Source organism: Plantactinospora sp. CA-290183, assembly GCF_050936375.1.
Taxonomy (GTDB): Bacteria; Actinomycetota; Actinomycetes; order Mycobacteriales; family Micromonosporaceae; genus Plantactinospora.
Window position 1 is genome coordinate 15803 of sequence record NZ_JBNJMX010000020.1, and the last position, 21941, is coordinate 37743.

Annotated in this window: 21 protein-coding genes; 18 read left to right on the top strand and 3 right to left on the bottom strand. The window is 71.6% G+C overall.

Going from position 1 to position 21941, the window contains the following annotated elements:
* Positions 1-90: 90 nt before the first annotated feature.
* From ACQEUR_RS21060 to ACQEUR_RS21120, 13 genes are all read left to right on the top strand, one after another.
* The gene (locus ACQEUR_RS21060; RefSeq protein WP_433033880.1) at positions 91-1413 is read left to right on the top strand and encodes an ABC transporter substrate-binding protein; all 1323 of its coding nucleotides are present in this window, start codon (positions 91-93) and stop codon (positions 1411-1413) included.
* Entirely contained in the window at positions 1410-2372 is a 963-nt protein-coding gene (locus tag ACQEUR_RS21065) for a carbohydrate ABC transporter permease (protein WP_433033883.1), read from the top strand. The genes ACQEUR_RS21060 and ACQEUR_RS21065 overlap by 4 nt, the downstream gene beginning before the upstream one ends.
* Positions 2369-3199 (top strand): carbohydrate ABC transporter permease, encoded by an 831-nt coding sequence (locus tag ACQEUR_RS21070; protein WP_433033886.1) that lies wholly within the window; start codon positions 2369-2371, stop codon positions 3197-3199. Before ACQEUR_RS21065 ends, ACQEUR_RS21070 begins: the two co-directional genes overlap by 4 nt.
* Complete coding sequence (locus tag ACQEUR_RS21075; protein WP_433033889.1) at positions 3196-3978, top strand: sugar isomerase domain-containing protein; 783 nt, start codon at positions 3196-3198, stop codon at positions 3976-3978. The genes ACQEUR_RS21070 and ACQEUR_RS21075 overlap by 4 nt, the downstream gene beginning before the upstream one ends.
* A 55-nt stretch (positions 3979-4033) precedes the next feature.
* Positions 4034-4975, top strand: a complete 942-nt coding sequence (locus tag ACQEUR_RS21080) for a sugar phosphate isomerase/epimerase family protein (protein WP_433033891.1) — start codon at positions 4034-4036, stop codon at positions 4973-4975.
* Entirely contained in the window at positions 4972-6492 is a 1521-nt protein-coding gene (locus tag ACQEUR_RS21085; protein ID WP_433033894.1) for a xylulokinase, read from the top strand. Before ACQEUR_RS21080 ends, ACQEUR_RS21085 begins: the two co-directional genes overlap by 4 nt.
* The gene (locus ACQEUR_RS21090) at positions 6489-7700 is read left to right on the top strand and encodes a M20 family metallopeptidase (RefSeq protein ID WP_433033897.1); all 1212 of its coding nucleotides are present in this window, start codon (positions 6489-6491) and stop codon (positions 7698-7700) included. The genes ACQEUR_RS21085 and ACQEUR_RS21090 overlap by 4 nt, the downstream gene beginning before the upstream one ends.
* Positions 7697-8587: an IclR family transcriptional regulator gene (locus ACQEUR_RS21095; protein WP_433033900.1), complete on the top strand. Its 891-nt coding sequence runs from the start codon at positions 7697-7699 to the stop codon at positions 8585-8587. The genes ACQEUR_RS21090 and ACQEUR_RS21095 overlap by 4 nt, the downstream gene beginning before the upstream one ends.
* Entirely contained in the window at positions 8584-9720 is a 1137-nt protein-coding gene (locus tag ACQEUR_RS21100) for a pyridoxal-phosphate dependent enzyme (protein WP_433033903.1), read from the top strand. Before ACQEUR_RS21095 ends, ACQEUR_RS21100 begins: the two co-directional genes overlap by 4 nt.
* On the top strand, positions 9717-10757 hold the full coding sequence (locus tag ACQEUR_RS21105; protein WP_433033906.1) for a Gfo/Idh/MocA family protein: 1041 nt from the start codon (positions 9717-9719) through the stop codon (positions 10755-10757). The genes ACQEUR_RS21100 and ACQEUR_RS21105 overlap by 4 nt, the downstream gene beginning before the upstream one ends.
* Before the next feature lie 403 nt (positions 10758-11160).
* Entirely contained in the window at positions 11161-12324 is a 1164-nt protein-coding gene (locus ACQEUR_RS21110; RefSeq protein ID WP_433033909.1) for a trans-sulfuration enzyme family protein, read from the top strand.
* A 63-nt stretch (positions 12325-12387) separates the two neighbouring features.
* The gene (locus ACQEUR_RS21115; RefSeq protein WP_433033912.1) at positions 12388-13026 is read left to right on the top strand and encodes a class I SAM-dependent methyltransferase; all 639 of its coding nucleotides are present in this window, start codon (positions 12388-12390) and stop codon (positions 13024-13026) included.
* A gap of 260 nt (positions 13027-13286) precedes the next feature.
* The gene (locus tag ACQEUR_RS21120) at positions 13287-14087 is read left to right on the top strand and encodes a hypothetical protein (RefSeq protein ID WP_433033914.1); all 801 of its coding nucleotides are present in this window, start codon (positions 13287-13289) and stop codon (positions 14085-14087) included.
* Between the two features lie 307 nt (positions 14088-14394).
* On the opposite strand, the gene ACQEUR_RS21125 is transcribed toward ACQEUR_RS21120, so the two are convergent.
* Positions 14395-14922 carry a GNAT family N-acetyltransferase gene (locus tag ACQEUR_RS21125; protein ID WP_433033917.1) on the bottom strand — a complete coding sequence of 176 codons (528 nt, stop codon included), beginning with the start codon at positions 14920-14922 and terminating at the stop codon, positions 14395-14397.
* Between the two features lie 1427 nt (positions 14923-16349).
* On the opposite strand from ACQEUR_RS21125, the gene ACQEUR_RS21130 reads away from it, so the two are divergent.
* The 5 genes from ACQEUR_RS21130 to ACQEUR_RS21150 all read left to right on the top strand — a co-directional run bounded on the left by ACQEUR_RS21130 (position 16350) and on the right by ACQEUR_RS21150 (position 21009).
* Positions 16350-17084 carry an ABC transporter ATP-binding protein gene (locus tag ACQEUR_RS21130; RefSeq protein ID WP_433033920.1) on the top strand — a complete coding sequence of 245 codons (735 nt, stop codon included), beginning with the start codon at positions 16350-16352 and terminating at the stop codon, positions 17082-17084.
* Positions 17081-17887, top strand: coding sequence for a hypothetical protein (locus ACQEUR_RS21135; RefSeq protein WP_433033923.1), 807 nt, complete (start codon positions 17081-17083; stop codon positions 17885-17887). The genes ACQEUR_RS21130 and ACQEUR_RS21135 overlap by 4 nt, the downstream gene beginning before the upstream one ends.
* 22 nt (positions 17888-17909) lie before the next feature.
* Positions 17910-18251 (top strand): hypothetical protein, encoded by a 342-nt coding sequence (locus ACQEUR_RS21140; protein WP_433033926.1) that lies wholly within the window; start codon positions 17910-17912, stop codon positions 18249-18251.
* 65 nt (positions 18252-18316) lie between these two features.
* Complete coding sequence (locus tag ACQEUR_RS21145; protein WP_433033929.1) at positions 18317-19294, top strand: response regulator transcription factor; 978 nt, start codon at positions 18317-18319, stop codon at positions 19292-19294.
* Positions 19295-19389: 95 nt separating this feature from the next.
* Positions 19390-21009, top strand: coding sequence for a carboxylesterase/lipase family protein (locus ACQEUR_RS21150; RefSeq protein ID WP_433033932.1), 1620 nt, complete (start codon positions 19390-19392; stop codon positions 21007-21009).
* Positions 21010-21167: 158 nt separating this feature from the next.
* On the opposite strand, the gene ACQEUR_RS21155 is transcribed toward ACQEUR_RS21150, so the two are convergent.
* Positions 21168-21299, bottom strand: a complete 132-nt coding sequence (locus ACQEUR_RS21155; protein ID WP_433033935.1) for a DUF7639 domain-containing protein — start codon at positions 21297-21299, stop codon at positions 21168-21170.
* Positions 21300-21309: 10 nt separating this feature from the next.
* A complete protein-coding gene (locus tag ACQEUR_RS21160) occupies positions 21310-21516 on the bottom strand; it encodes a DUF7638 domain-containing protein (protein ID WP_433033938.1) in 207 nt (68 codons plus the stop codon).
* Positions 21517-21941: the final 425 nt, after the last annotated feature.

Here is a 21941-nt window from a genome sequence, read left to right on the forward strand (position 1 = left end):
GTCCGCAGCGCAGTCGTCAGCCCCACGGCGGGTCGTGACGGTCCCGGGAGCTCGCGGAACACCTGAAGGCCGTGAGAGGAGCACCACCTCATGAGGTACGGGAAGTTCAGGCGGCTCACCGCCGCGGCCGTCGTCGTGGTGGCCGGGCTGTCGGTCGCCGCCTGCGGCGGCTCGAGTGGGCCGGCCGGCGACGACAAGACGCTGACCCTGTGGCACATGGAGCAGCCACCGAACCGGGTCGAGGGCTTCCAGAAGCTGATCGACAGCTACAACGCGACCAACCCGGAGTACAAGGTCCAGGCGCAGGTCCAGGACTGGAACCAGATCTACACGAAGATCTCCGGCGCGGTGCAGTCGAAGACGCAGCCCGACATCCTCTTCACCATCCCCGACTTCACCACCTACGTACGTCCGCTCGGCGCGGTACGGCCGGTGACGAAGCTCGTCGACGAGCTGGACCGGGCGCACACCTTCGGTGCGGCGGCCAAGGCTCCCTACCGGGACGACGACCAGTACTGGGCCGTGCCGCTGTACGGCATGGTGCAGATGCTCTGGTACCGCAAGGACCTGCTGCAGAAAGCCGGCATCACCGAGGCGCCGAAGACCACCACCGAGCTGCTGGCGGACGCGCAGCGCCTCACCAGCGGCGACCAGAAGGGGATCGTCCTGCCGGCGGGCCGGAACCTCGCCACCGACCAGGTGCTCTACAGCCTGATGCTGACCGGCGGGGCCGGCAACTTCTTCACCCCGTCCGGTGAGGTCAACTTCAACACCCCGGAAGCCGTCCGGGCCATCACGCTCTACCGGGACCTGCTCAAGCAGTCGCCGAGCGACAGCGGCAACTACTCCTGGGGCGAGCCGCAGGCGGCGTTCAACAGCGGTGCCGCGGCGATGACCATCGAGAAGGGGCAGTACCTGGCCCCGTTCGAGCAGGAGTCCGGCCGTCCGGCGAGCGACCTGGGCTGCGCCCCCATTCCGGTGGCGGACCCGGGCGGCAAGCCGGGCAGCATCTACTACTCGAACGCCGCCATGGTGATGTCCAACGACGACGCCAAGGCCGCCGGCGCCGAGGCGTTCCTGAAGTTCATCCTCCAGCCGGAGAACTACGGCACGCTGCTCAACGCCGAGCCGGGTCTGTTCCTCCCGCTGACCGCCGACGGGGCCACGGCCGAGTCCTGGACCAGCAACGAGGTCATCCAGAAGTACCGCGGCTGCGTCGACGCGATGCTGGAGCAGTCGAAGACGGGCGCCCTGTTCGGCTTCGTCGACGGCCAGTACGTCGACTCCGTCGGCAAGATCTCCGGCCAGAACGTGCTGGCCCAGGTCGTGCAGCGGGTGTACAGCGGCGGCGAGTCGCCGGAGGCGGCGGTCAGGTGGGGCGACGAGCAGATGCGGACGGCGGTCGCCAAGTGAGCAGCCGCGGCGCGGCGCCGGGTACCGGGGAACTCCCCGGTACCCGGCCCACCGGGAAGGCGGCGGCGGGCGCGGCCCGCCGCCGCGGGCCGTGGCACACCCACCTGCTGGGGTACGCCCTCGTCGCGCCCCTGGCGCTCGTCATGCTCGGCGTGATCGGGTACCCGCTGCTGAACACCGTGCTGCTCAGCCTCCAGGACCAGGGGGTCGTCGGCAGCAGCTCGAACTTCGTCGGCACCGCCAACTACACCGGGGCGTTCTCCGACGGGGCGTTCTGGACGTCGATCGGGCGGTCGGCGATCTGGCTGGCCGGCAACCTGGTGGTCCAGACGATCATCGCCTTCCTCACCGCACTGCTACTGAGTCGCAACGGCCGCTGGACCCGGGCGGCCCGGACCTGGGTGCTCCTCCCGTGGGTGATCCCCACCGTCGCGGTCGCGGTCATCTGGCAGTGGCTGAGCAACAGCAACTACGGCATCGTGCCGAAGCTCGGCGCGGCGGTCGGCATCGACGGGCTCGGCAGCCCGTTCGGGGACAGCGCCCTGGCGATGCCGGCGCTGATCCTGATGAACAGCTGGCACTGGTTCCCGCTCGGCGCGGTCGTCATCTTCGGCGCGCTGCGGACGATCCCCGGCGAGATCTACGAGGCCGCCCGGGTGGACGGCGCCACCGCGTGGCGGACCTTCTGGGGGATCACGTTCCCGCTGCTCCAGCCGGTGCTGTTCGCGCTGGGGCTGGTCGGGTCGCTCTGGTCGTTCAACATCGTCGACTCGATCTACCTCGTCACCAAGGGTGGGCCCGCGGACGCGACGACGACCGCCCCGGTCTTCATCTACGGCAAGGCGTTCAACCAGTTCCAGGCCAGCGACGCCGCCGCGATCAGCGTGATCACGATCGTCCTGCTGGCCGCCGTCGCCTTCTTCTACATCCGCGTCGCGAAGCCGAAGGAGGAGCTGTGACAGGCCGCCTGCCCTGGGCGCGACTGCCCCGCCTCGTCATGTGGGTCGTGCTCACGGCCATCGTGCTCGGCCCGCTCTACTGGATCACCATCTCGGCGTTCAAGGACCGCGAGGAGATCCTGCGTACGACGCCGACCCTGTTCCCGACCCATCCGACGATGGAAAACTTCCGCCAGCTCTTCACGGCGACGGACTACCCCCGCTACCTCACCAACAGCTTCGTCGTCGCCGTGCTCACCGCACTGTTCACCGTGCTGGTGTCGCTCGCGGCGGCGTACGGGCTCTACCGGCTGCGCGTACCGGGCGGCAACAAGCTGGCCGGGGCCATCCTGGTGGCGTACATGATCCCCGGAACCCTGCTGCTGGTGCCGCTCTACCAGGTCTTCGCGGCGGTGCAACTGATCGACACCAGGAACGCGCTGGTGATCGTGAACGTCGCGTTCACCGCGCCGTTCTGCACCTGGCTGCTGCGGGGCTTCTTCTTCGCGATCCCCCGGGACATCGACGAGGCCGCCGCCGTGGACGGTGCCGGCCCGATCCGGATGATGCTGCGGATCGTCCTGCCGTTGCTCGCGCCCGGGATCTCCACGGTCGCCGTCTACGCCTTCGTCTTCTCCTGGACCGAGTTCGTGTTCGCCTCGCAGCTGATCGTCAGCGACGAGCTCAAGACCCTGCCCATCGGCCTCAGCGCGATCATGGGCCAGTACACCGTGAACTGGGGGTTGCTGATGGCCGGCACGGTCTGCACCGTCATTCCCGCCATCGTCCCGTTCCTCTTCGCCGGCCGCTACTTCGTCGGCGGACTGACGGCGGGGGCGGTCAAGTGAGCGTACGGGAATCGACGCCGGCCGACCGCGACACCTGGTCGCCGGAGGAGGTGACCGCCGAGGCGTACGCGGCGGGGGTCCAGGACGTGCTCGGCCGCGCGCTGCGCGAGGAGCTTCCGGCGGTACGGCGGGCGGCCGAGCTGGTCGCCCGGTCGTTCGCCGCGGAGGGCCTCTGCTACGTCTTCGGCAGCGGGCACTCGCACATGTTCGGCGAGGAGGCGTTCTACCGGGCCGGTGGCGCGGTGCGGATCTGCCCCATCCTCAAGCCCCCGCACATGCTGCACGAGGGCGCGGTGCACAGCACGGTGCTGGAGCGGCAGAGCGGCCATGCCGGGTCGGTGCTCGACGGCTACCGGCTCGACGGCGCCCGCGACGTCCTCCTCGTCGCGTCCAACTCGGGGGCGAACCCGCTGCCGGTGGAGGTCGCGCAGGCGGCGAAGACCCGCGGCCTGCCGCTGATCGCCATCACCTCCCGCCGGTACGCCGGCGCGATCGAGCGGCCCGGCCCGCGGCTGCACGACATCGCCGACGTGGTCGTCGACAACCACTGCCCGCCCGGCGACGCGTTCGTCACGCTGGGCCCGGGACTGCCGTCCGCCGGTCCGTCGTCCACCGTGGTCGGCCTCGCCCTGCTCAACGCGATCATCGTCGAGGCGCTCGGCGTCCAGCTCCGGCGCGGTGAGACGCCGGAGGTGTTCATGAGCGCGAACATGCCCGGCGCCGCCGAGCACAACAGCGAATCGGCGCGCCGGATGTCGGAGATCGTCCCGCACCTGTAGCCCGTCCCGCACCTGTGGCGGGTTGCGCACGCACCGCTGGAAGGGAGACCCAATCATGAAGATCAGTTTCGAGGTCTGGCCGAACATGCCCTGGGGCCGGTTGGAGGCCGCCGGCCCGGCCTGGAACTCCTGGGGTGACAAGCCGGCGACCTGGTGCGTCGAGCAGACCGCGAAGTACGGGTACGACGGCGTCGACTTCATCTACGCCAAGCTGCTCGAGGTGCCGAAGGCCGAGTACGACCAGCAGCTGCTGGACGTCCGCGCCACGGCGGAACGTGCCGGCATCGACATCGGCTACCTGGGCCACCACACCACGTTCGTCAGCCCGCGCGAGTTCGACCGCGAACGCGGCATCTCCTCGTTCAAGCAGGCCCTCGACGCGGCGGCCGTGCTGGGGGCGAAGTCGGTCTGCACGCTGATCGGCGACGGCTACTACGACCCGCCGCTGAACGTCCTGCTGAGCCGCAAGGACGCCTGGCGGCAGTGCCGGGAGGCGATCACCGAGGTGGCCGCGCACGCCGCCGGCCTCGGGCTCAACGTCAGCATCGAGCTGTTGCAGGGCACCATCCTCAACCGGGTCGAGCTGATCGAGCGGATGTTCGACGAGGTCGGCGCGAGCAACCTGCGGATGACGATGGACACCGGCGCGTTCTACGTCGCGGTGAAGCCGTTCATGAACGTCAAGCAGGCGATCAAGCGGCTGGGCCCGTACATCGACATCGTGCAGATCAAGGACGAGGTGGGGTTGCCGACGATCGTGCACTCCAACCACATCTGGTTCGGCGGCGGGCTCGTCGACTTCCGGGAGACGTACGAGGCGCTCGCGGAGATCAACTTCGACGGGTACGTCAGCGTCGAGTGGGAGGGCTGGCAGGTCGGCGGGAACATCGGCGTCGGCGAGCCGGCCGGGGTGGGACTCGCCGACTTCGACCGGGTCGCCGAGGAGTCCCTCGAGTACCTGATGGAGTTCGGCTTCGTCCCCCGGCGCGGTCGTTGACCGCCGCCGTACCGGGCGACACCCTGCTGGTCGGCCTCGACCTGGGTACCACCGGGGTGAAGGTCGTGGTGGTCGACGCGGGCACCGGCGCCACGGTGGCCCGGTCCTACCGGGACTACCCGTCGGACCCGACCCGGGCCGGACGGCACGAGCAGGACCCGGCCGACTGGTGGACGGCGTCGGCGGCGGCGGTGCGCGACGCGCTCGCCGGCGTCGACGCCGGCGCGGTCGCCGCGCTCGGCCTGAGCGGCCACATGCACGCGGTGGCGCTCTTCGACGACCGGGACCGCCCGGTACGGCCGGCGATGACCTGGGCCGACCGGCGGGCCGTGGCCGAGGTGCGGGAACTGCGCGGACACGGCGCGCTCGTCGGCGAGCTGACCGGCAACCCGGTCGTGGAGGCGTTCAGCGCCCCCAAGCTCGCCTGGCTGGTGCGGCACGAACCCGACGCGGTACGCCGGGCCGTGCGGATGGTCCAGCCGAAGGACGTGCTGCGGCACCACCTCACCGGCGACTGGGCGACGGATCCCACCGACGCCGCCGGCACGCTGCTGTACGACGTGCACCGGCGGCGGTGGGAGCCCCGGCTGTGGGCCCTCTGCGGTACCGACGAGCGGTTGGCGCCCCCGGTCCGGGGTTCGTCGGAGGTGGTCGGCGTGGTCCGGCCCGAGGCGGCCGAGGCGACCGGGCTGCGCCCCGGCACCCCGGTGGTGGCCGGTGGCGGCGACGTCGCCTGCGCCGCGCTGGGCGCCGGGGCGGTCGCCGACGGCCGGGTCTACGTCAACGTCGGTACCGCCGCGCAGATCGTCACGCCGCTGGACACCCCGCGCGCCGGCGTCGACCGGTTCGTCTTCGCCCGCGCCGGCGAGGACGGCTTCCTCGGCATGGTCTCCTCGTACGCGGCCGGGCTCGCGATCCGCTGGTGCGAACGGACCATGCTTGCCGGCGGTGCCGCCGACCCGCCCGACGGTACGGCGGACCGGCTGGCCCGGGGCAGCCGGCCCGGCGCCGGCGGACTGACCTTCCTGCCGTCCCTGCTCGGCGCGAGTGCTCCGGTGCACGACCCGGAGGTCCGGGCCGCGCTGCTCGGCGCCGGGCCGGAACACGGGCCCGCCGACATCGCCCGTGCCGCGCTCGAAGGCGTCGCGTACGCCTGCGCGGTCGCCGTGGACCAGCTCGTCATCGGCCTGGACGCCGCCACCGAGATCCGGGTCGGTGGCGGGGTGACCCGCTCGGACGTGTGGTGTGCCGCGTTCGCCGCGGTCTTCGACGTGCCCGTGCGCCGGCTGCGCCAGGACGCCTCGCCACGCGGTGCGGTCGCGCTGGCCGGGATCGGCGCCGGAGTCTGGGCGGACGTCGCGGCGGCCTGCGCGGCGCTCGACGACAGCGAGCCGCTGACCGCCCCGGCCGAGCACCGCGCCGCCTACCGGCAGGCCCGCCGACGCTACGACGTCGCGGCGGCCGCCGTCGCCGGGCTGCACCGCGATCCGGCGTTCCGGCAGGGCGGCGAACGATGAGCGGCCGGGCCAGTCGAACGCCGGTCGGGCGGATCGACCCGGACGCGATCGTCGCGGAGGCGGCCCGGCTCATCGCGATCGAGGGGCACCAGGACCATCCCGGGCAGGAGCGCGCCGTGGCCGACCACGTCGCCGACCGGCTGCGCGGCTGCGGGGCCGAGGTCGAACTCCAGCCCGTGGCGGACGGCCGGGTCAACGTGATCGGCCGGCTGCGCGGCGGACGGCCCGGCCCGACGCTGATGCTCAACGCCCACCTGGACACGGTGCCGCCGTACGGGATGACCGACGCGCTGGTACCCAGGGTCGCCGACGGACGGTTGTGGGGGCGCGGCGCCGCCGACATGAAGGGCGCCCTGGCGGCGATGCTCGCCGTCGTGGAGCTGCTCGCCGCGCCGGACGTCACGTTCGACGGTGAGCTGCTGCTGACCGCGGTGGCCGGGGAGGAGAACGGCAGCCCCGGGATGCGGGCGCTGGTCGAGGCCGGCGTCGGCGCCGACTTCGCGGTGGTGGGTGAGCCGACCATGCTGCGCGTCGGCCGGGCGCACAAGGGCGCGATGTGGGCCCAGGCGACGTTCCGGGGCGTCGCCACGCACGGCAGCGTGCCGCAGAACGGCGTCAACGCCGTCTACCACGCGGCGCGGTTCATCAGCGCGGTCGAGCGGGACCTCGTACCCGCGCTCGATCGGCGCCGCCATCCGCTGCTCGGCCCGGCGACCGTCAACGTCGGGGTGGTGGCCGGCGGCGACCGCCCGCCGATGGTCCCGGCGTCCTGCGTCGTCCAGCTGGACCGGCGGTGGCTGCCGTCGGAGCGGCACGCCGAGGTGCTGGCCGAACTGCGGGCGGTCGCCGCGGGGCTGCGCCAGGCGGATCCCCGGGTGGAGGCGACGGTCGAGGAGATGGCGGGCACCGCGACGTTCGTGCACGCCCCGCTCGACTGCCCGCCCGACAACCCGTACCTGCGGATGCTCTGCGAGGTGGCGGCGGACCCGGAGCCGGTCGGGCTCCAGTTCTGGACCGACGGTGCCCTGCTCGCCGCCGCCGGCACCCCGGCCGCGGTCTGCGGACCGGGCGACATCGCCCAGGCGCACTCGCTGGAGGAGTGGGTCCTCGTCGATCAGTTGCGCCGCGCCGCCGAGGTCTATCTTGCAATGGCGGCGCGCATGCTCACGGTGCGTCCGCTGGACAGCGATGCCGAGGTGAGGGCATGAGGATGGCCAACATCGAACGGGGACCCGAGGGCCTGCGGACCGTCGAGCGGACCGTGGGGGTGCTCCAGGCGCTCGCGGCCAGCCCGTCGGGCGCCTCGCTGACCGAGCTGGTCAAGGCGACGGGGATCCCGACGACCACCCTGCACCGGATGCTCGGGGTGTTGCGCGGCAGTGCGCTGGTCCGCGAGACGGCCGACGGCCGGTACGCCCTCGCCGCCGGCACGATGACGCTGGCCCGCTCCTACCTGGACGGGCTCGACATGCGCCAGGAGGCGCTGAAGGTCATGCGGCCGCTGTCGTCGCAGACGGGCGAGACCTGCCACCTCGGCGTGCTCGCCCTGGTCCACGTCGTCTACATAGAAAAGGTCGACAGTCCCTCCCCGGTACGGATGCACAGCCGGGTCGGTCAGACCAACCCGGCGCTGACCACCGCGATCGGTCGGGCCATCCTGGCCCACTCGCCGGCGCACGTCCTCGACGCGGTACTGGAGGCGCAGGGGCGGCTGTCCGAAGAACCGGTCGCCCGCGCCGAGGTCGACGCGCTGCTCGCCGACGTACGGGCCGACGGCTACGCCCGCGACCTCCAGGAGAGCGAGCTGGGCATCTGCTGCGTGGCGGCCCCGGTGTTCGACCACGCCGGGCACGTCGTGGCCGGGCTGAGCGTCTCGGCTCCGGCCACCCGGTTCGGCACCGAGGCCGCCGACCGGTTCGGCCCGCAGGTGCGGGCCGCCGCCGCCGAGCTCTCCGGCCAGCTCGGCTGGAGCGGCACCGCCGCCGGCGGTCCGGACGACGCCCCGAGCCGGCCCGACGCCCCGGCAGCGTCCCTCGGCTCCGCCGTGCCCGGGTCGGCGCCGGCGCCACGGTCCGCGCCGAGCGGGGCGCGATGAGGGACTTCCGCGTCGCCTGCGCCCGATGCGGGCACGGCACGGCGTACCCCGCGTACCGCTGCCCGGCCTGCGCGGCACCGCTGGTGCTCGACCTCGCGCCCGTACCGCCGGGGGACTGCCGGGCCACCTCGGGGCAGGGGCTGTGGCGGTACGCCGGGATGCTGCCCCGGACCCGGCACACCGTCACCCTCGGCGAGGGTTCGACACCGCTGCTGCCGCTGCGTCGCGACGGCCGCGACGTCCACGTCAAACTGGAGTCGCTGAACCCGTCGCTCTCCTTCAAGGACCGGGCGATGGCGCTGGCCGCCTCCGCCGCACTCGACCGGCAACTGGACGGCCTGGTCCTGGCGTCCACCGGCAACGCCGCTGTCTCGGCCGCCACCTACGCCGCGGCGGCCGGCCTGCGCTGCCGGGTCTTCTGCGCCACCGGCTCGAACGCCGGCACCAAACTCCAGACCGCCCGGGCGCACGGCGCCGAGGTGGAGCTGGTCGTCGGCCACTACAGCGACGCGTACGCCGCCGCGACCCGGGCCGAGGGGCAGGGCTGGCTCAACGTCACCACCACGTACCGGAATCCGCTGCTGACCGAGGCCTACCGCCCGGTCGCGGCCGAACTGGTCGAACAGCTCGGCGGCGTACCCGAGGTGGTGGTCGTGCCGGTCGGCGCGGGGCCGCTGCTGCGCGGCATCTGGCTCGGCTTCACCGACCTGCGGGCCGCCGGCCTGACCACCACGCTGCCCCGGATGGTCGGCGTGCAGGCCGCGGCCTGCGCGCCGCTGGCCCGGGCCTGGACCGCGCCGGACTGGGAGTCCGCGTTGCGGGAACCCGTCACCGTGGCACCGACCGCCGCGGCGGCCATCGCCGACCCGCTGCGCGGTTACCAGGACGAGGGGTTGTTGACCCTTTCCGCCGCCCGGGACAGCGGCGGCGCGATCGTCGCCGTCGACGAGCCGGCCATCGCCGAGGCGGGCCGCGCCCTGGCCCGCCAGGGGCTGTTCGTGGAGCCGGCGGCGGCCGCCGCCGTCGCCGCCCTGGACACCCCCGCCGTACCCGTGCGGGCCCGAGCCGTCGCCGTGCTCACCGGGCACGGCGCGAAGGAACCCTCCGCCCTCACCGTCGGGAGTGAACCATGACCGGACCGACCGTTGTCATCGCCGGGGTGGGCCGGTTCGGCGATCTGCACGCCCGGGTCTGGGCCGAGGCCGGCGCCCGGATCACCGGCCTGGTGGACCCGGACACCGCCCGGCTCGCCGAAGTGGCGCGGACCCGTCGGGTCGACCAGACCGCTACGGAACTCGCCCCGCTGCTCGACCGGGTCCGTCCGGACGTCGTCGTGATCGCCGCCGACGAGGCCGCACACACCGGGCTCGCCCTGACCGCCCTGGAAGCGGGCAGCCACGTCTTCGTCGAGAAACCCCTGGCCCTCTCCGCCGCCGACGCGTGGCGGATCGCCGAGACCGCCGCCGCGCACCAGCGCCAGGTCGTGGTGGGCCACATCTCCCGGTTCACCGCGCCGATGACCCGGATGCGGGCGGGCGTCGAACGGGGTGCCGTCGGCCGGCTCTGCGCACTGCGGCTGCGCCGGGACTTCAGCCGCGCCTGGTTCCTCAGCTTCGGCGACCGGGTGCACCCGGTCTGGGAGTCCTGCATCCACGACATCGACCTGGCGATCTCGTTCGCCCGTACCCGGGTACGGCGGGTCGTGGCCATGCAGAGCGGCGCGGCCGGCGACGCGGCGCCCAGCGTGGTCAGCGCCCTCCTCGAATTCGACAACGGTGTGATCGCGACCGTGGAGTCCGCCTGGCTGGTGCCGGCGACCGCACCCGGCACCCTCGACGACGGCCCGCTGGCCCTCGACGGCGCCATCGTCGGCGAGGCCGAGGTGCTGGGCCTGGACGGGGTGCTCAAGCAGCGGCTGGTCAGTGACTCGCTGGTGGAGTGGACCAGGGCCGGAGTCCAGGTGCCGGACCTGTCGCTGTGGCCGGAGGAGGACGGCGTGGTCGGCGGGGCGCTGCGCCGCGAGGTCGGGTACGCCCTCGCGGTGTTCACCGGCCGGCGCCAGCCGGACGTCATGCCGGTCGAGGAGGCATGCTGGGGCGTCGAGGCGGCCGAAGCCGTCGTCGAGTCCCTGCGGACCGGCGCCCCGGTGGAGCTCCCCGTCCGGCGTTGACGAGCGGGCCGCCACAAGATCAGCGGAGCTGAGCGGTCCAGGCCCGGCACGCGGCGGGTCCGGGCTCACCTCGCCGCCTACCGCAGCATGGTGGCTGGGTTCACGCCGGTTCCGGTCGAGGCGCCGGCCCGGGGACTGGCGGAAGGCGCCCCCACCGAAGCAACTGGCCCGCTGCCCCTCGCACGGTCTCTACGATGGACAACTCGGCGGTCGCCTGTGCGATCCGTCGCTCCGGCCGATCGTCTGACCGGACTCGTCAACCTCGCGGCTGGTCAGGCCGGCTGCGGGCAGCGGCGCTCGCGACGTGCGGTGCGGGAGGGCGTCGACCTGGCGCCGACGGCGCAGACCAATACCGCTGGATTGGCTCTGGCCCGGGAATGACCGCCTGGCAACCATCGAATTCATGCATCCGGACACCCGCGCCGTGCACGTGAGCGCCCCAGCCCTCTCGGGCAGCACCCCGCTGTCCGTTCCGCTCTACCAGACCTCCAGCTTCGCGTTCGAAGATCCGGCGGTCCTCGCCGACAGCATGACCCGGCCCGACGGCGCCTACGTCTACAGCAGGTTCGGAAACCCGACGGTACGGGCGTTCGAGCAGGCCCTCGCCGACCTGGAGGGCGGGGTGGCAGCCCTCGCCACCTCGTCCGGGATGGGTGCGATCAACCTGCTGCTGCACGGGCTGCTGCGTACCGGGGACCATCTCGTCGCGCAGACCTCGCTCTACGGCGGCACGTACGCGGTCCTGCGCGACCTGGCCGCCCGCTACGGCATCGAGACGACGTACGTCTCCGGTCACGACGCCGACGAGGTGCGCGCCGCGATCCGACCGCGGACCCGGCTGCTCTACCTGGAGACGATCTCGAATCCGACCGGACACGTCAGCGACCTGCCGGCGCTCGCCGCCGTCGCCCGGGCCGCCGGGGTGCCGACCGTGGTCGACAACACGTTCGCCTCGCCCGTGCACTGCCGGCCGATCAGCCACGGCGTGGACATCGTGCTGCACTCCACCACGAAGTACCTGGGCGGGCACAGCGACGTCACCGGCGGTGTGCTGGTCTTCGCCGACGAGGCCCGTCACCGGGAGCTGTGGGAGCACGCGGTGGAGTTCGGCGCCGTGGCCGACCCGTTCGCCGCCTGGCTCGCCATCCGGGGCCTGCACACGCTGCCGCTGCGGATGCGCCGGCACGAGGAGAACGCCGCCACGGTCGCCAACTGGCTCGCCGCCCACCCGGCGGTCAGCGCCGTGCACTGGACCGGCCTGGCCGATCATCCCAGCCACGCGATCGCCGGGAAGTTCCTCTCCGGGTACGGCGCCGCGTTCTGCTTCGACCTCGCCGGTGGCTTCGACGCCGGGGTCGCGCTGTCCCGCAGGGTACGGCTGATCCGGCTCGCGCCGTCGCTGGGCGGCACGAGCACCCTGATCCTGCATCCGGCGAGCACCTCCCACCGGCAGCTCGCCGAGCACGAACTGCGGGCCGCCGGAATCGGCGCCGGCATGATCCGCATCGCCGTCGGCATCGAACATCCCGACGACCTGCTCGCCGACCTCGATCAGGCGCTGGACTGACCGCCGGACGCGCCCCCGGTAAAGGGATCGGCAACCGGCACCGGGACTCGTAGCCTCGCCAGGATGGGCACCGACGACGAACGTGACGTGGTCCGGCGCGGGTACGACGCGCTCTCCTACCACTACCGGGCGGACGATGCCGACGACGGCCACTACGCGCCCTGGCTCGCGGACCTGCACCGACGCCTGCCGGCCGCGGCGGCGGTCCTCGACCTCGGCTGCGGCTGTGGGGTGCCGGTCGCCCGCTTCCTCACGAACCTGGGACACCGGGTCACCGGCGTCGACATCAGCGACGTGCAGATCGAGCGGGCGCGCCGCCTGGTCCCCGCCGGTACCTTCCGCCGAGCCGACGCCACCCGACTCCGGCTGCCACCGACGTCGTTCGACGCCGTCGTCTGCCTCTACGCCCTCATCCACATGCCCCTGGCCCACCAGCCACGCCTCATCCGGCGGATCGCCACCTGGCTACGCCCCGGTGGTTGGCTGCTGACCACCGTCGGTCAGGACGCCTGGACCGGCACCGAGGAGAACTGGCTCGACGGTGCCGCGCCGATGTGGTGGGCCCACGCCGACGTCGCCACGTACCGGTCCTGGCTGTGTCAGGCCGGGTTGACGGTCACGACCCAGGACTTCGTCCCCGAAGGCGCCGGCGGACACGCGCTGTTCTGGGCGCGACGAGCACCGGGCCAGCCGACGACGTGACCCCGGGCAGCGATCACCCAGGGCCAGGCGGTCGGGCCGGGCAGGAGCAGCGGAGAAGGCGGCCTCGGGCGACCTCGTCGGTCTGCCAGAATCGAGATACCTGTCTGTGCGGCTGGCGGGGGACGCATGGGATCCAACCAACGCGGGGCAGAAGTGCCGGCCCGGCGCTGCCCTGACGGAGCCTCCGATGCTCTGAGGGGCAAGCGCCGATGACGGCGTCGAAGCGCGGGGGAGTCCTGCGGCTCCTCAAATGGACGGCTGTGGCGGTGATCGCCGTCGAGGTGGTGTTGGTCGCGACCGACCTGCTCGATCTCGGTGACGCGATGATCATCGCGATCGGGCTGGAGACGCTCTGTGGCGTGCTGGCGTTCGGCCTCGCGGCCATCGCTCGGGCGGTGTATCGGCGGCTGCGCCAGGCCGGTGTGGGCCGGTGGGACGCGTTCCTCCAGGCGGCCGGGACCGTGCTGCCACGACCCGTGGTCACGCTACTCCGGCACGAGCTCGGTGGGCTGATGTCGGTGATCCTGCTCCTGCGCGGGCGGAAGGACGTGCCGGCGGACGCCACCGTGATCCAATACGGAACCGCACACAAGGCGTTCCTCATGGTGATGATGGTCCTGGCTCCGCTGGAGATCCTTGTCGTGGAACTCCTCGTACCGTGGGCCTGGCTGCGCATCCTCCTGCTCGTCCTCGCCATCTACGGCGTCGGGTGGCTGTTCGCGCTCTACGCGGGTCTGCACACGCGGCCTCACTACGTTGACGATCAGCACCTGGTGCTGCGGATGGGACACCTGGCGGCCGTCTCCGTGGACGTCGGGTCCCTCCGCGCCGTGCGCCGCGAGAGCCACGACGGGTACAAAGGGCTCGTCTCCGTGACGCATGACGTGGTGGCCGTGCCGGGGATGAGCGGTACCGCGCTGACGGTGACGGTGGAGCCCGAAACGCCGGTTCGGGTACAGGGCCGGGGGACCGTGCGGGCCCGTGAGGTCCGGTTCGACGCGGACGACCTCGAGGCCGCCGGCAGGTCCATCCAGGAGCGAATGGACTCGAACGGCGGCTAAGGCTGATCTGCGAGCTCGCCCACGTGTGGTCCACCTCGCCCCCGCCCGAAGCGCAACGGTTCTTCGCGGTCTACGCGGACCTGAACTCCCTCGATGACGACTGGCCGACCCGCATGCCGCTTCTCCAGCTGCGACAACACCTCGTGCTGGCCCAGTTCGACGACGAGGTGGGCGACCGTCCGTGCACCGCCCGTTCCGGACACGAACCTGACCAGAGGCCCCACGGCCGACCACGGCTACCTCACGAGGGTCGGCGCGGGACTGATGTCCGGTGATATGCGTAACTGGTCCACGTGACCTGCCGTCATCAGGGGCGGGGCCGGCGGCGGGCGCTGGAACCGCCGCCGGTGATGGATTCGGTCATCCCCGCGCGCTGCGGAAATCCGGGTAGCCCATGATGTGCACCTTCTGGGACGGGTTCAGGGCATACGGGATCGCCTTGCCGGTCTCGACGAACCCGAGCTTGCGGTGAACGCCGGTCGCGGGCGAAGCGGATCGCCGCAGCCATCAGGGCGGCGGCCGGCCCAGCCGGGCCGCGGTGCGCCGGGGTGACGTAGACCGCGTACACGTGGGCGTGGTCGGGAACGTCGGCAAGCGGCGCGGCGGCAGCCATCCCGACCCAATCGCCTGCCTCGCCGGTGGCGACGAAGGTCGCTGACGAGGCGGAGTCGGCTTCGCGGGCCGCCTCCTGCTGCCAGACGGTGTCGCTGAAGGCGGTCGCCTCGGCAGGTGGCGTGCTGAACGCGGTCGGTGGTGAGTCCTGGAGTGCCTCCAGCCGGATGGCACTCAACTGCCGCCATTCTCCGGCGGCGACGCGGCGTATGTGGTAGATCATGAAAGTCACTATCGCTTCTCGCTATTCCTCCGGCCTGACCGTACGTCCGCTCGTCGCGCCCGTTACGACGTCGATGAACACCCGGGCCACCTCGGCGGCCTGTGTACCGGCTCTGAGCCAGAGGTGACGCGGCGCCGCCGCTGCCAGTACGCCACGGTGAGCACTCCGAGCAGCGGCCCCCACAGCAGCAGCGGGCGCAGCTCGACGACGGCGTCGACAGCGCCAGTCGTGGCGTCGTCGTCAGGAGGTGCCCCATGGGGAGCGGCTGGCCTTCGATGGTGCGCCCGGCAACCACTGCGGCGGCGACGGCGGTCCACAGGGCCGTCAGCGCCGCAGCGCCGAGGGTGGCAGGGATGACGGCGGCCAGCGTCGGCACTCTCCGCCCCCGCAAACCTGGAATCCGCCGTGGAGCACCTCTCCCACCAAGGACGGTCAGCCCGATCAGCCCGACGGCGGTGAACGCCAGCACCTCGGAGAAGATCGACAGCAGGACAACGTACACCCCCATCGGCAGCCACGACGGAACATCGCCCGAGCCGCGGTCGCCGACGGCGCTTCCGCTGAGGGGTAGGTGAAAGGCGACCTCCGCGATCCGCCAGAGGCCAGACGGCAGCACGGTGAACGGGACGGTGTAGGCGGCGATCCGTGCCCAGCGGGGAACCCCCGCCGTGCGCGAGCGGCTCGAGCCAGGGCGGCGTAGCCGCCCGGGTCGGGGGCTTCGGTAGAGGTGGGCCATCCTGCAGATCCTCCGGTCCGGGGCACTTCTTGCCTCGTCAGCACCGAAGATCGCAGCCGCGCCAGGCCGGTGTATCACCCGGTGTGGGGAGCCGGATCCCTCACACCAGGGATATTCGCCATCACGGCGGTGAGCGCCGATGGCCGCGCCGTCGGGACGCCGGATCTACCGGCTCCGTACTCGGTATTGCTACCGTCCTGAACTCAGGACCGATGCCGACGTAAGGCCCGCCAAGATTCAGCTAGTCCGAATCCCACTCCTAGGGCTATCGCCATCATCCAAGTCGACCGGCTGAACAGGGGGTTATCGCTAGTGGCGTTTCCGATTACCCCGGCTGTAATCCCTGTGGCCGACCCCATGACGGTCCATAGTGTGATTCGCAACCACTTGTTTCCCATAAGCGTCCTCTTCATCATTTGACCACCCTCGATGCGGCGTACCCCCAACGCTAGTGGGAAGAGCGTGTTCCCGTCCCGTGCGCCATCGCTGGCCTGATCTCTGACCAACGTGACCGACAGCCGCCGACCCGCATATGGCCGGTCGGCCTCAGGCGGATCAAGTGAAGTGGGGCGAAGGGCTTGGGCGGGCAGCCCTACCGGGCTGGTATCCGAGGCGGAACCGACCTTCGTGACGCTTGGCGCAGACGAAGGTTGCTAGCGGCGGTCACCCGCGCATTGATGCAGTTGCGGACGTGATCGAAACGTTCCGCCTCACCAAACGACATCGAGCCATCGCCGCGGTTGATGACCTCACGCTCAGCGCGACTGACGGGCAGGTGACCGGCTTTGTCGGGCCCAACGGGTCGGGCAAGACCTCCACGATGCGGATGGTCGTGGGCCTTGACCGACCGACCGCCGGCACCGCGACCATCGACGGGCGCCCGCTGCGGGAGCACCGTGCCCCCCAGCGCGTGGTGGGGGTTGTGCTCGACGGGCGCGGCGCACCCGGGGGCATGACGACCAGGGCCCATCTGCGCTGGCTGGCGGCCGCCGGAGGGATTGCCGACCAGCGTGCCGATGAGTTGCTGGAGGAGGTCGGGCTGGCCTCGGCGGCGTCCCGCAGGATCGCTGCCCTCTCGATGGGTATGCGGCAACGACTGGGTATCGCGGCGGCCCTGCTGGGCGACCCGGGCACTCTCATCCTGGACGAGCCGGTGAACGGGCTCGATCCCGACGGTGTGCGGTGGGTGCGCCACCTCGTGCGCCGGCTCGCCGCGGAAGGTCGCTGCGTGCTTGTCTCCAGCCACCTGATGGCCGAGATGCAGCAGACCGCGGATCGGGTGGTGGTCATCGGTGCGGGGAGGCTGCTGGGCCAGTTCGACATCGGCGATCTGGAAGAGGGCACCTCCCTCGAAGACGCCTACCTGAGGCTCACGGCGGACGTGGCCCAGTATCGGGCGGGCGCGACGGGAAGGGGCGGGCAGTGAGCGCCGTATCCACCCGGGTGACGCCAACGCCGGGGTTCGAGGCGACGTTGCGCTCGGAGTGGCGCAAGTTGCGCGCGCTGCGTGCGACCCCGATCGGGATCGCCTTGATTCTCCTGGTCAGTGTCGGGGTCGGAGTCTTCATGACCATGATCGGAGACGGCTCTGCCGTCGCCGACGCGCAGGCGGAGAGCAGGTACTCGGTCATCTTCTACAGTTCCGGGCTGACCACCTGGGCGTTCGTGTTCCTGGCGGCGAGCTTCGTCGCCTCGGAGTTCCAGGGCATGGGGGAATCCACCTTCGTCGCCACCGCTCGCCGTGGTCGGGTGCTGGCGGTCAAGCTCGCCCTGGTCACGGTCGGTGGTCTGGTCGTCGGCCTTCTCGCATCGGTCACGTCGGTGGCGGCGACCCAGGGCGTGCTCGCTCTCCGTGGATTCGAACCACTCGACCTGACCAACCCGGGACTGGCCCGCGCGATCGTGCTGCTGGTCGGGGCCTCGATGGCGGTACAGGGTCTGCTGGCGGGCTGCTTCGCGGTGCTCGTCCGCTCGTCTGTCGCGGCGGTGGTCATCACCGGCCTGATCACGCTCGTACCGGTGAGCCTGGCGCCGTTCCTCGGTGAGTGGTACTCGGCGAACGTGCCCCGGTGGCTGCCCGGCGCGGCGGTGGAGAGCCTGGCCGGCGTGGCGGCTCCCGGCTCCTACGGTTACCTGAGCTGGCCGTTGGCGACCGCGTGCGTGATCGCGTGGGTCAGCACGCTGTGCGTGATCGCCGCGCTGCGTCTGCCCCGCATGGACATCCGCTGACCGGACCAGGAGGGAACCACCGATGGCACGAGTACAACTGAACGCCGACGCTCGGCCGGAGCACGTGATGGCCACGGTCCGGGCGACCTTCGAAAGCCGAGAGTATCTCTGGGAACAGACCGGTCCGCTGACCGCGGTCGCCAGCGAAGGCGGAAAGCCGGTGAAACATCCCCTTATCTCCCAGCGACTGCGGGTAGGTGTGCGCATCGATGCCGAAGCGCACCGCCTGGTGCTCACCCAGGAGACCCTCGGCGTCGCCTACACCGCGAACGGCGGGCCGGTGATCCTCGTCTGGCTCACCATGCGCTTTCGAAAAATGGTGAAGGCGGTGCGGGAGGATCTCGCGGCAGCGGCTCTGCACTGAGCCGTGCGTGCGGGCAACCAACAACCAAGGAGGCAGGTGCCGTGAGAGAGCCTGTTGACCGGGAGGTGGCGTGGCCGGTCTTCGGACTGGCCACGGCCAGCCTGCTGGGCACGGTCATCGGCATCACCGCGATCCCCACCGCGACGCCGGCCATCGTCGCGATGACGCTCGTGCAACTGGCTGTCACCGCGCTCGGGTTCCTGGCGCCGCGCAGGCCGGTGCTCTGGGCGGTCGCCATCGCCATCGTGGCGTTGGGCACGACCCTCCTGGACCCACGGCTGGCCGAACTCGCCTACAGCGGTGCGGTCCCGTGGATCGCCCTGGGCGTGGCGATGAGTGCGCGGAACCTCTACCGCCACGCCAGTGACTGGATCACCGCCGCCTCCGGCACCGCGGCCCTGGCGCTGGGCTCAGTTGGCGTGGTGGCGGTGAGCATCCGGGCCGGTGTACCGGTGGCGGCGGCCATCCTGGCCGCGAGCGTCCCGTTCCTCATCGGGGTGCTCCTCGCCCTGATGCTGCAGCTGCGCGACGCCCGCGACGATCGCGTCCGGCGTCCTGCGCTGACGGTCGAAATGGCGGAGTCCGAGCAAGGGGGCAGCATCGCCTCAGGGACACTGGAGGCGGCCAGGCGGGCGCTGGCCATCGTCGCCCTGCGCAGCGACGAACTCGTCGCGTCGACGCGCGACACCGCCATCCGTCGCACAGCGGCCGATCTGCGCGACGTCGCCACGCGAGGGCTTACCGGCGTCAGCGCGAGCGGGACCTCCGTGGCCCGGATCGAGTTGCACAGCGCCGCCGCCTCCCCGGCGTCCGAGACCCCGGAGCGCAAGCCGGCCGGACCGCCCATGCCGGACCTGCCCGACCGCGAACGCGAGATCCTGCGGCTCGTGGCCACCGGCGCGTCGAACGCGGCCATCGGACGCAGCCTGTATCTGAGCGAGGCGACCGTGAAGCAGTACGTGTCCCGGCTGATGCGCCGATTCGAACGCGAAAACCGCACCCAGCTAGCTCTGCTGGCCACGCACTGGTTCGAAGAAAGTTAAAAGGTACGGCAAGGCTGGGCGCCGCCGGAGCTCGATGTAGACGGCTCGGATGACGTGGCGCGCCCGGCGAAGGGTCGATGGGAGGGAGAGCAGCGGTGGTCCGGTGGAGGCTGGCTGCGGTTGTCGTGGTGGTGACGGCGGGACTCGCCGTGGTGGGGCCGGTGGGACCATCGGTGGGTGCCGGCGGGGAGCCGGAGAGAACGGTGCGGACCACCTCCGGGCTCGTGCGTGGCGTGCTGGACGGCCAGGTGCGCCGGTTCTTCGGCGTGCCGTACGCCGCGCCGCCGGTCGGCGAGTTGCGCTGGCGCGCGCCGCGACCGGTGCGGCCGTGGTCGGGTGTGCGGGACGCCGGCGAGCCGGCGCTGCCGTGCCGGCAGGCCCCGGGCGACATCCAGGACAGCAGCGAGGACTGCCTGTACCTGAACGTCACCGTGCCACGCCACAGGTCCGGACCCAAGCCGGTCATGGTCTGGGTGCACGGTGGCGGCAACTTCGGGGGTACCGGCAACGAGGTCGACCCGCGGCGAATGGTCACCGCTGGTGACGTCGTGGTGGTGACCGTCAACTATCGGCTCGGTGTGTTTGGCTTCTTCGGCCATCCTGAGCTCGCCGACTCGGGCTCGTTCGGCCTGCTGGACCAGCAGGCGGCACTGCGGTGGGTGCGGGACAACGCCGCCGCGTTCGGCGGCGACCCGCGCAACGTGACACTGTTCGGCGAGTCCGCCGGCGGCATCGACACCTGCGCCCACCTGACCTCACCGCGGGCGGCCGGCCTGTTCGACAAGGTGATGCTGCAGAGCGGGAGCTGCTCATTCCCCGGCTGGACGATCGGGCCAGGATTCACCACCCCCGTGGCCGGCCCGCGCTCGTACTGGCCATCCCGCCAGGATGTGGTGGCGGCCGGCGCCGCGGCGGCAACCGAGCTGGGCTGCCCGGCCGGGCCCGGCGCGCTGCGCTGCCTGCGCGCGCTGCCAGCCGAGGCGTTGCTCGGCAGGATGATCGAGTTCGGCGCACCGGCGTCCGGCACCGCGACGCTGCCACTGGATCCCCGCGACGCGGTAGCGGCCGGGAGGTTCCACCCGGTGCCGATCCTCACCGGGCACACCCGGGACGAGGCCCGATTCGTCACCGCCTGGTCCGAACTGCCCGACCAGCCGATCACCGAGCAACGGTTCCACACCCTGACCGAGCAGGCATTCGGCGCACACGCCCGGCAGGTGCGTCAGCGCTACCCGCTGACCGACTACGACAGCCCCGCGCTGGCCTGGGCAACGCTGGACACCGACCGCAGCATGGCCTGCCCGCAGCTACGCGACGCACACACGTTCGGCGCCCGGACGCCCACCTACGCGTACGAGTTCGCCGACCGCACCGCACCGCCCTACGCGCCGCTGCCACCGGGTTCGATGCCCGACGGCGCCGGACACGCCGCAGAGCTGACCTACCTTTTCGACATCGCCGGAAAACCCATCGACTGGAACGGGAACCGCGTTCCGCACACCGCACCCCAGCGGGCACTGGCCGCCATCATGATCGGCTACTGGACCCGGTTCGCGCTAACGGGCGACCCAAACGGGCACGCCCCGCACTGGGCGCCGGTGGATCCGCACGCACCGCGCTCCCAGGAATTCCGTACCGGCGCCGGCGGCATCGCCCCGGTGAACGCCGCCGACGCCCACCACTGCGCCTTCTGGGACGCGATCGACGACTGGTGAGCACCACGGAGCATTGCATCGCCATCTCGAAAATGACCGGCCTGGGCTGGCCGGTGGCTGCCGGCCACTCGTGTCGGTAGCAAGGTGCAGCTCCGGGGTCGCCGTTTCCTCTCCGAAGTCGCCCTCAACGTGGTCGCCGACGGCGGTAGCCAGGATTTTCAGCGGCCAGTCGCGGTTGTCATGTCACCAAGGGCGTAGATACGCAGGTGCTGGGGGATAGCCAAGTATCGCCGGCGTACGCGCAGTCGGTTGCCTTTGGTGGCGTCGGTGAGGTAGGTCCGCACACCCACGCCCTGTCCTTCAAGGCAGTGGCCGCCCGGCCGGATCGCAAGAGTTCCGCCAGCCCGTTGAGATCGTGAGTCTGCCCGTGCCGTCGATCGCGCCGTCGGGGTAGATGACGAGGTCGGTGAGGTAGTAGTTGTCCGCGTTGCGGACGAAGATGTGCCGCCAGGTGCCTTCGACTCTTTGGCCGTTGACGTCTCGGTGGGCGCGACAGAATCGTGTCACTGCAGCCCCGTAGCGTAGTCCGGACCGCCAGCCGCAGCAGCTATAGAGGTGAGCTACTCAGAACAGCGCCTCAGGCGGGGCTTGCCGAAGGGTCCGGGCGTTGGTGGCGTAGCGGATCGCGGTGCCTTCGCTGGCGCCGAAGACCGCGGCCAACTGCAGCGGGTCGCTGATCAAGTCGTTGACCAGCCTAAACAGGTGGAGCGGGCGACGAGAATCGAACTCGCACCGTCAGTTTTGAAGATCGATGCCGGCTGTCCGGGTCCGTCCGTTGTGCCTGTTCGTCGGCGGTGTGGCGGTGACCGGTCCTGCCCGCTGGTGACCGTCTAGGACACCGGCTTATGGCCCGTGGATGGCCCGGGTCGCCTCGCGCGGCTGGCTGGCGTCGGGCGGCTGCGGTGACCCTTGGCCGCCGCAGCCGCTCCCCG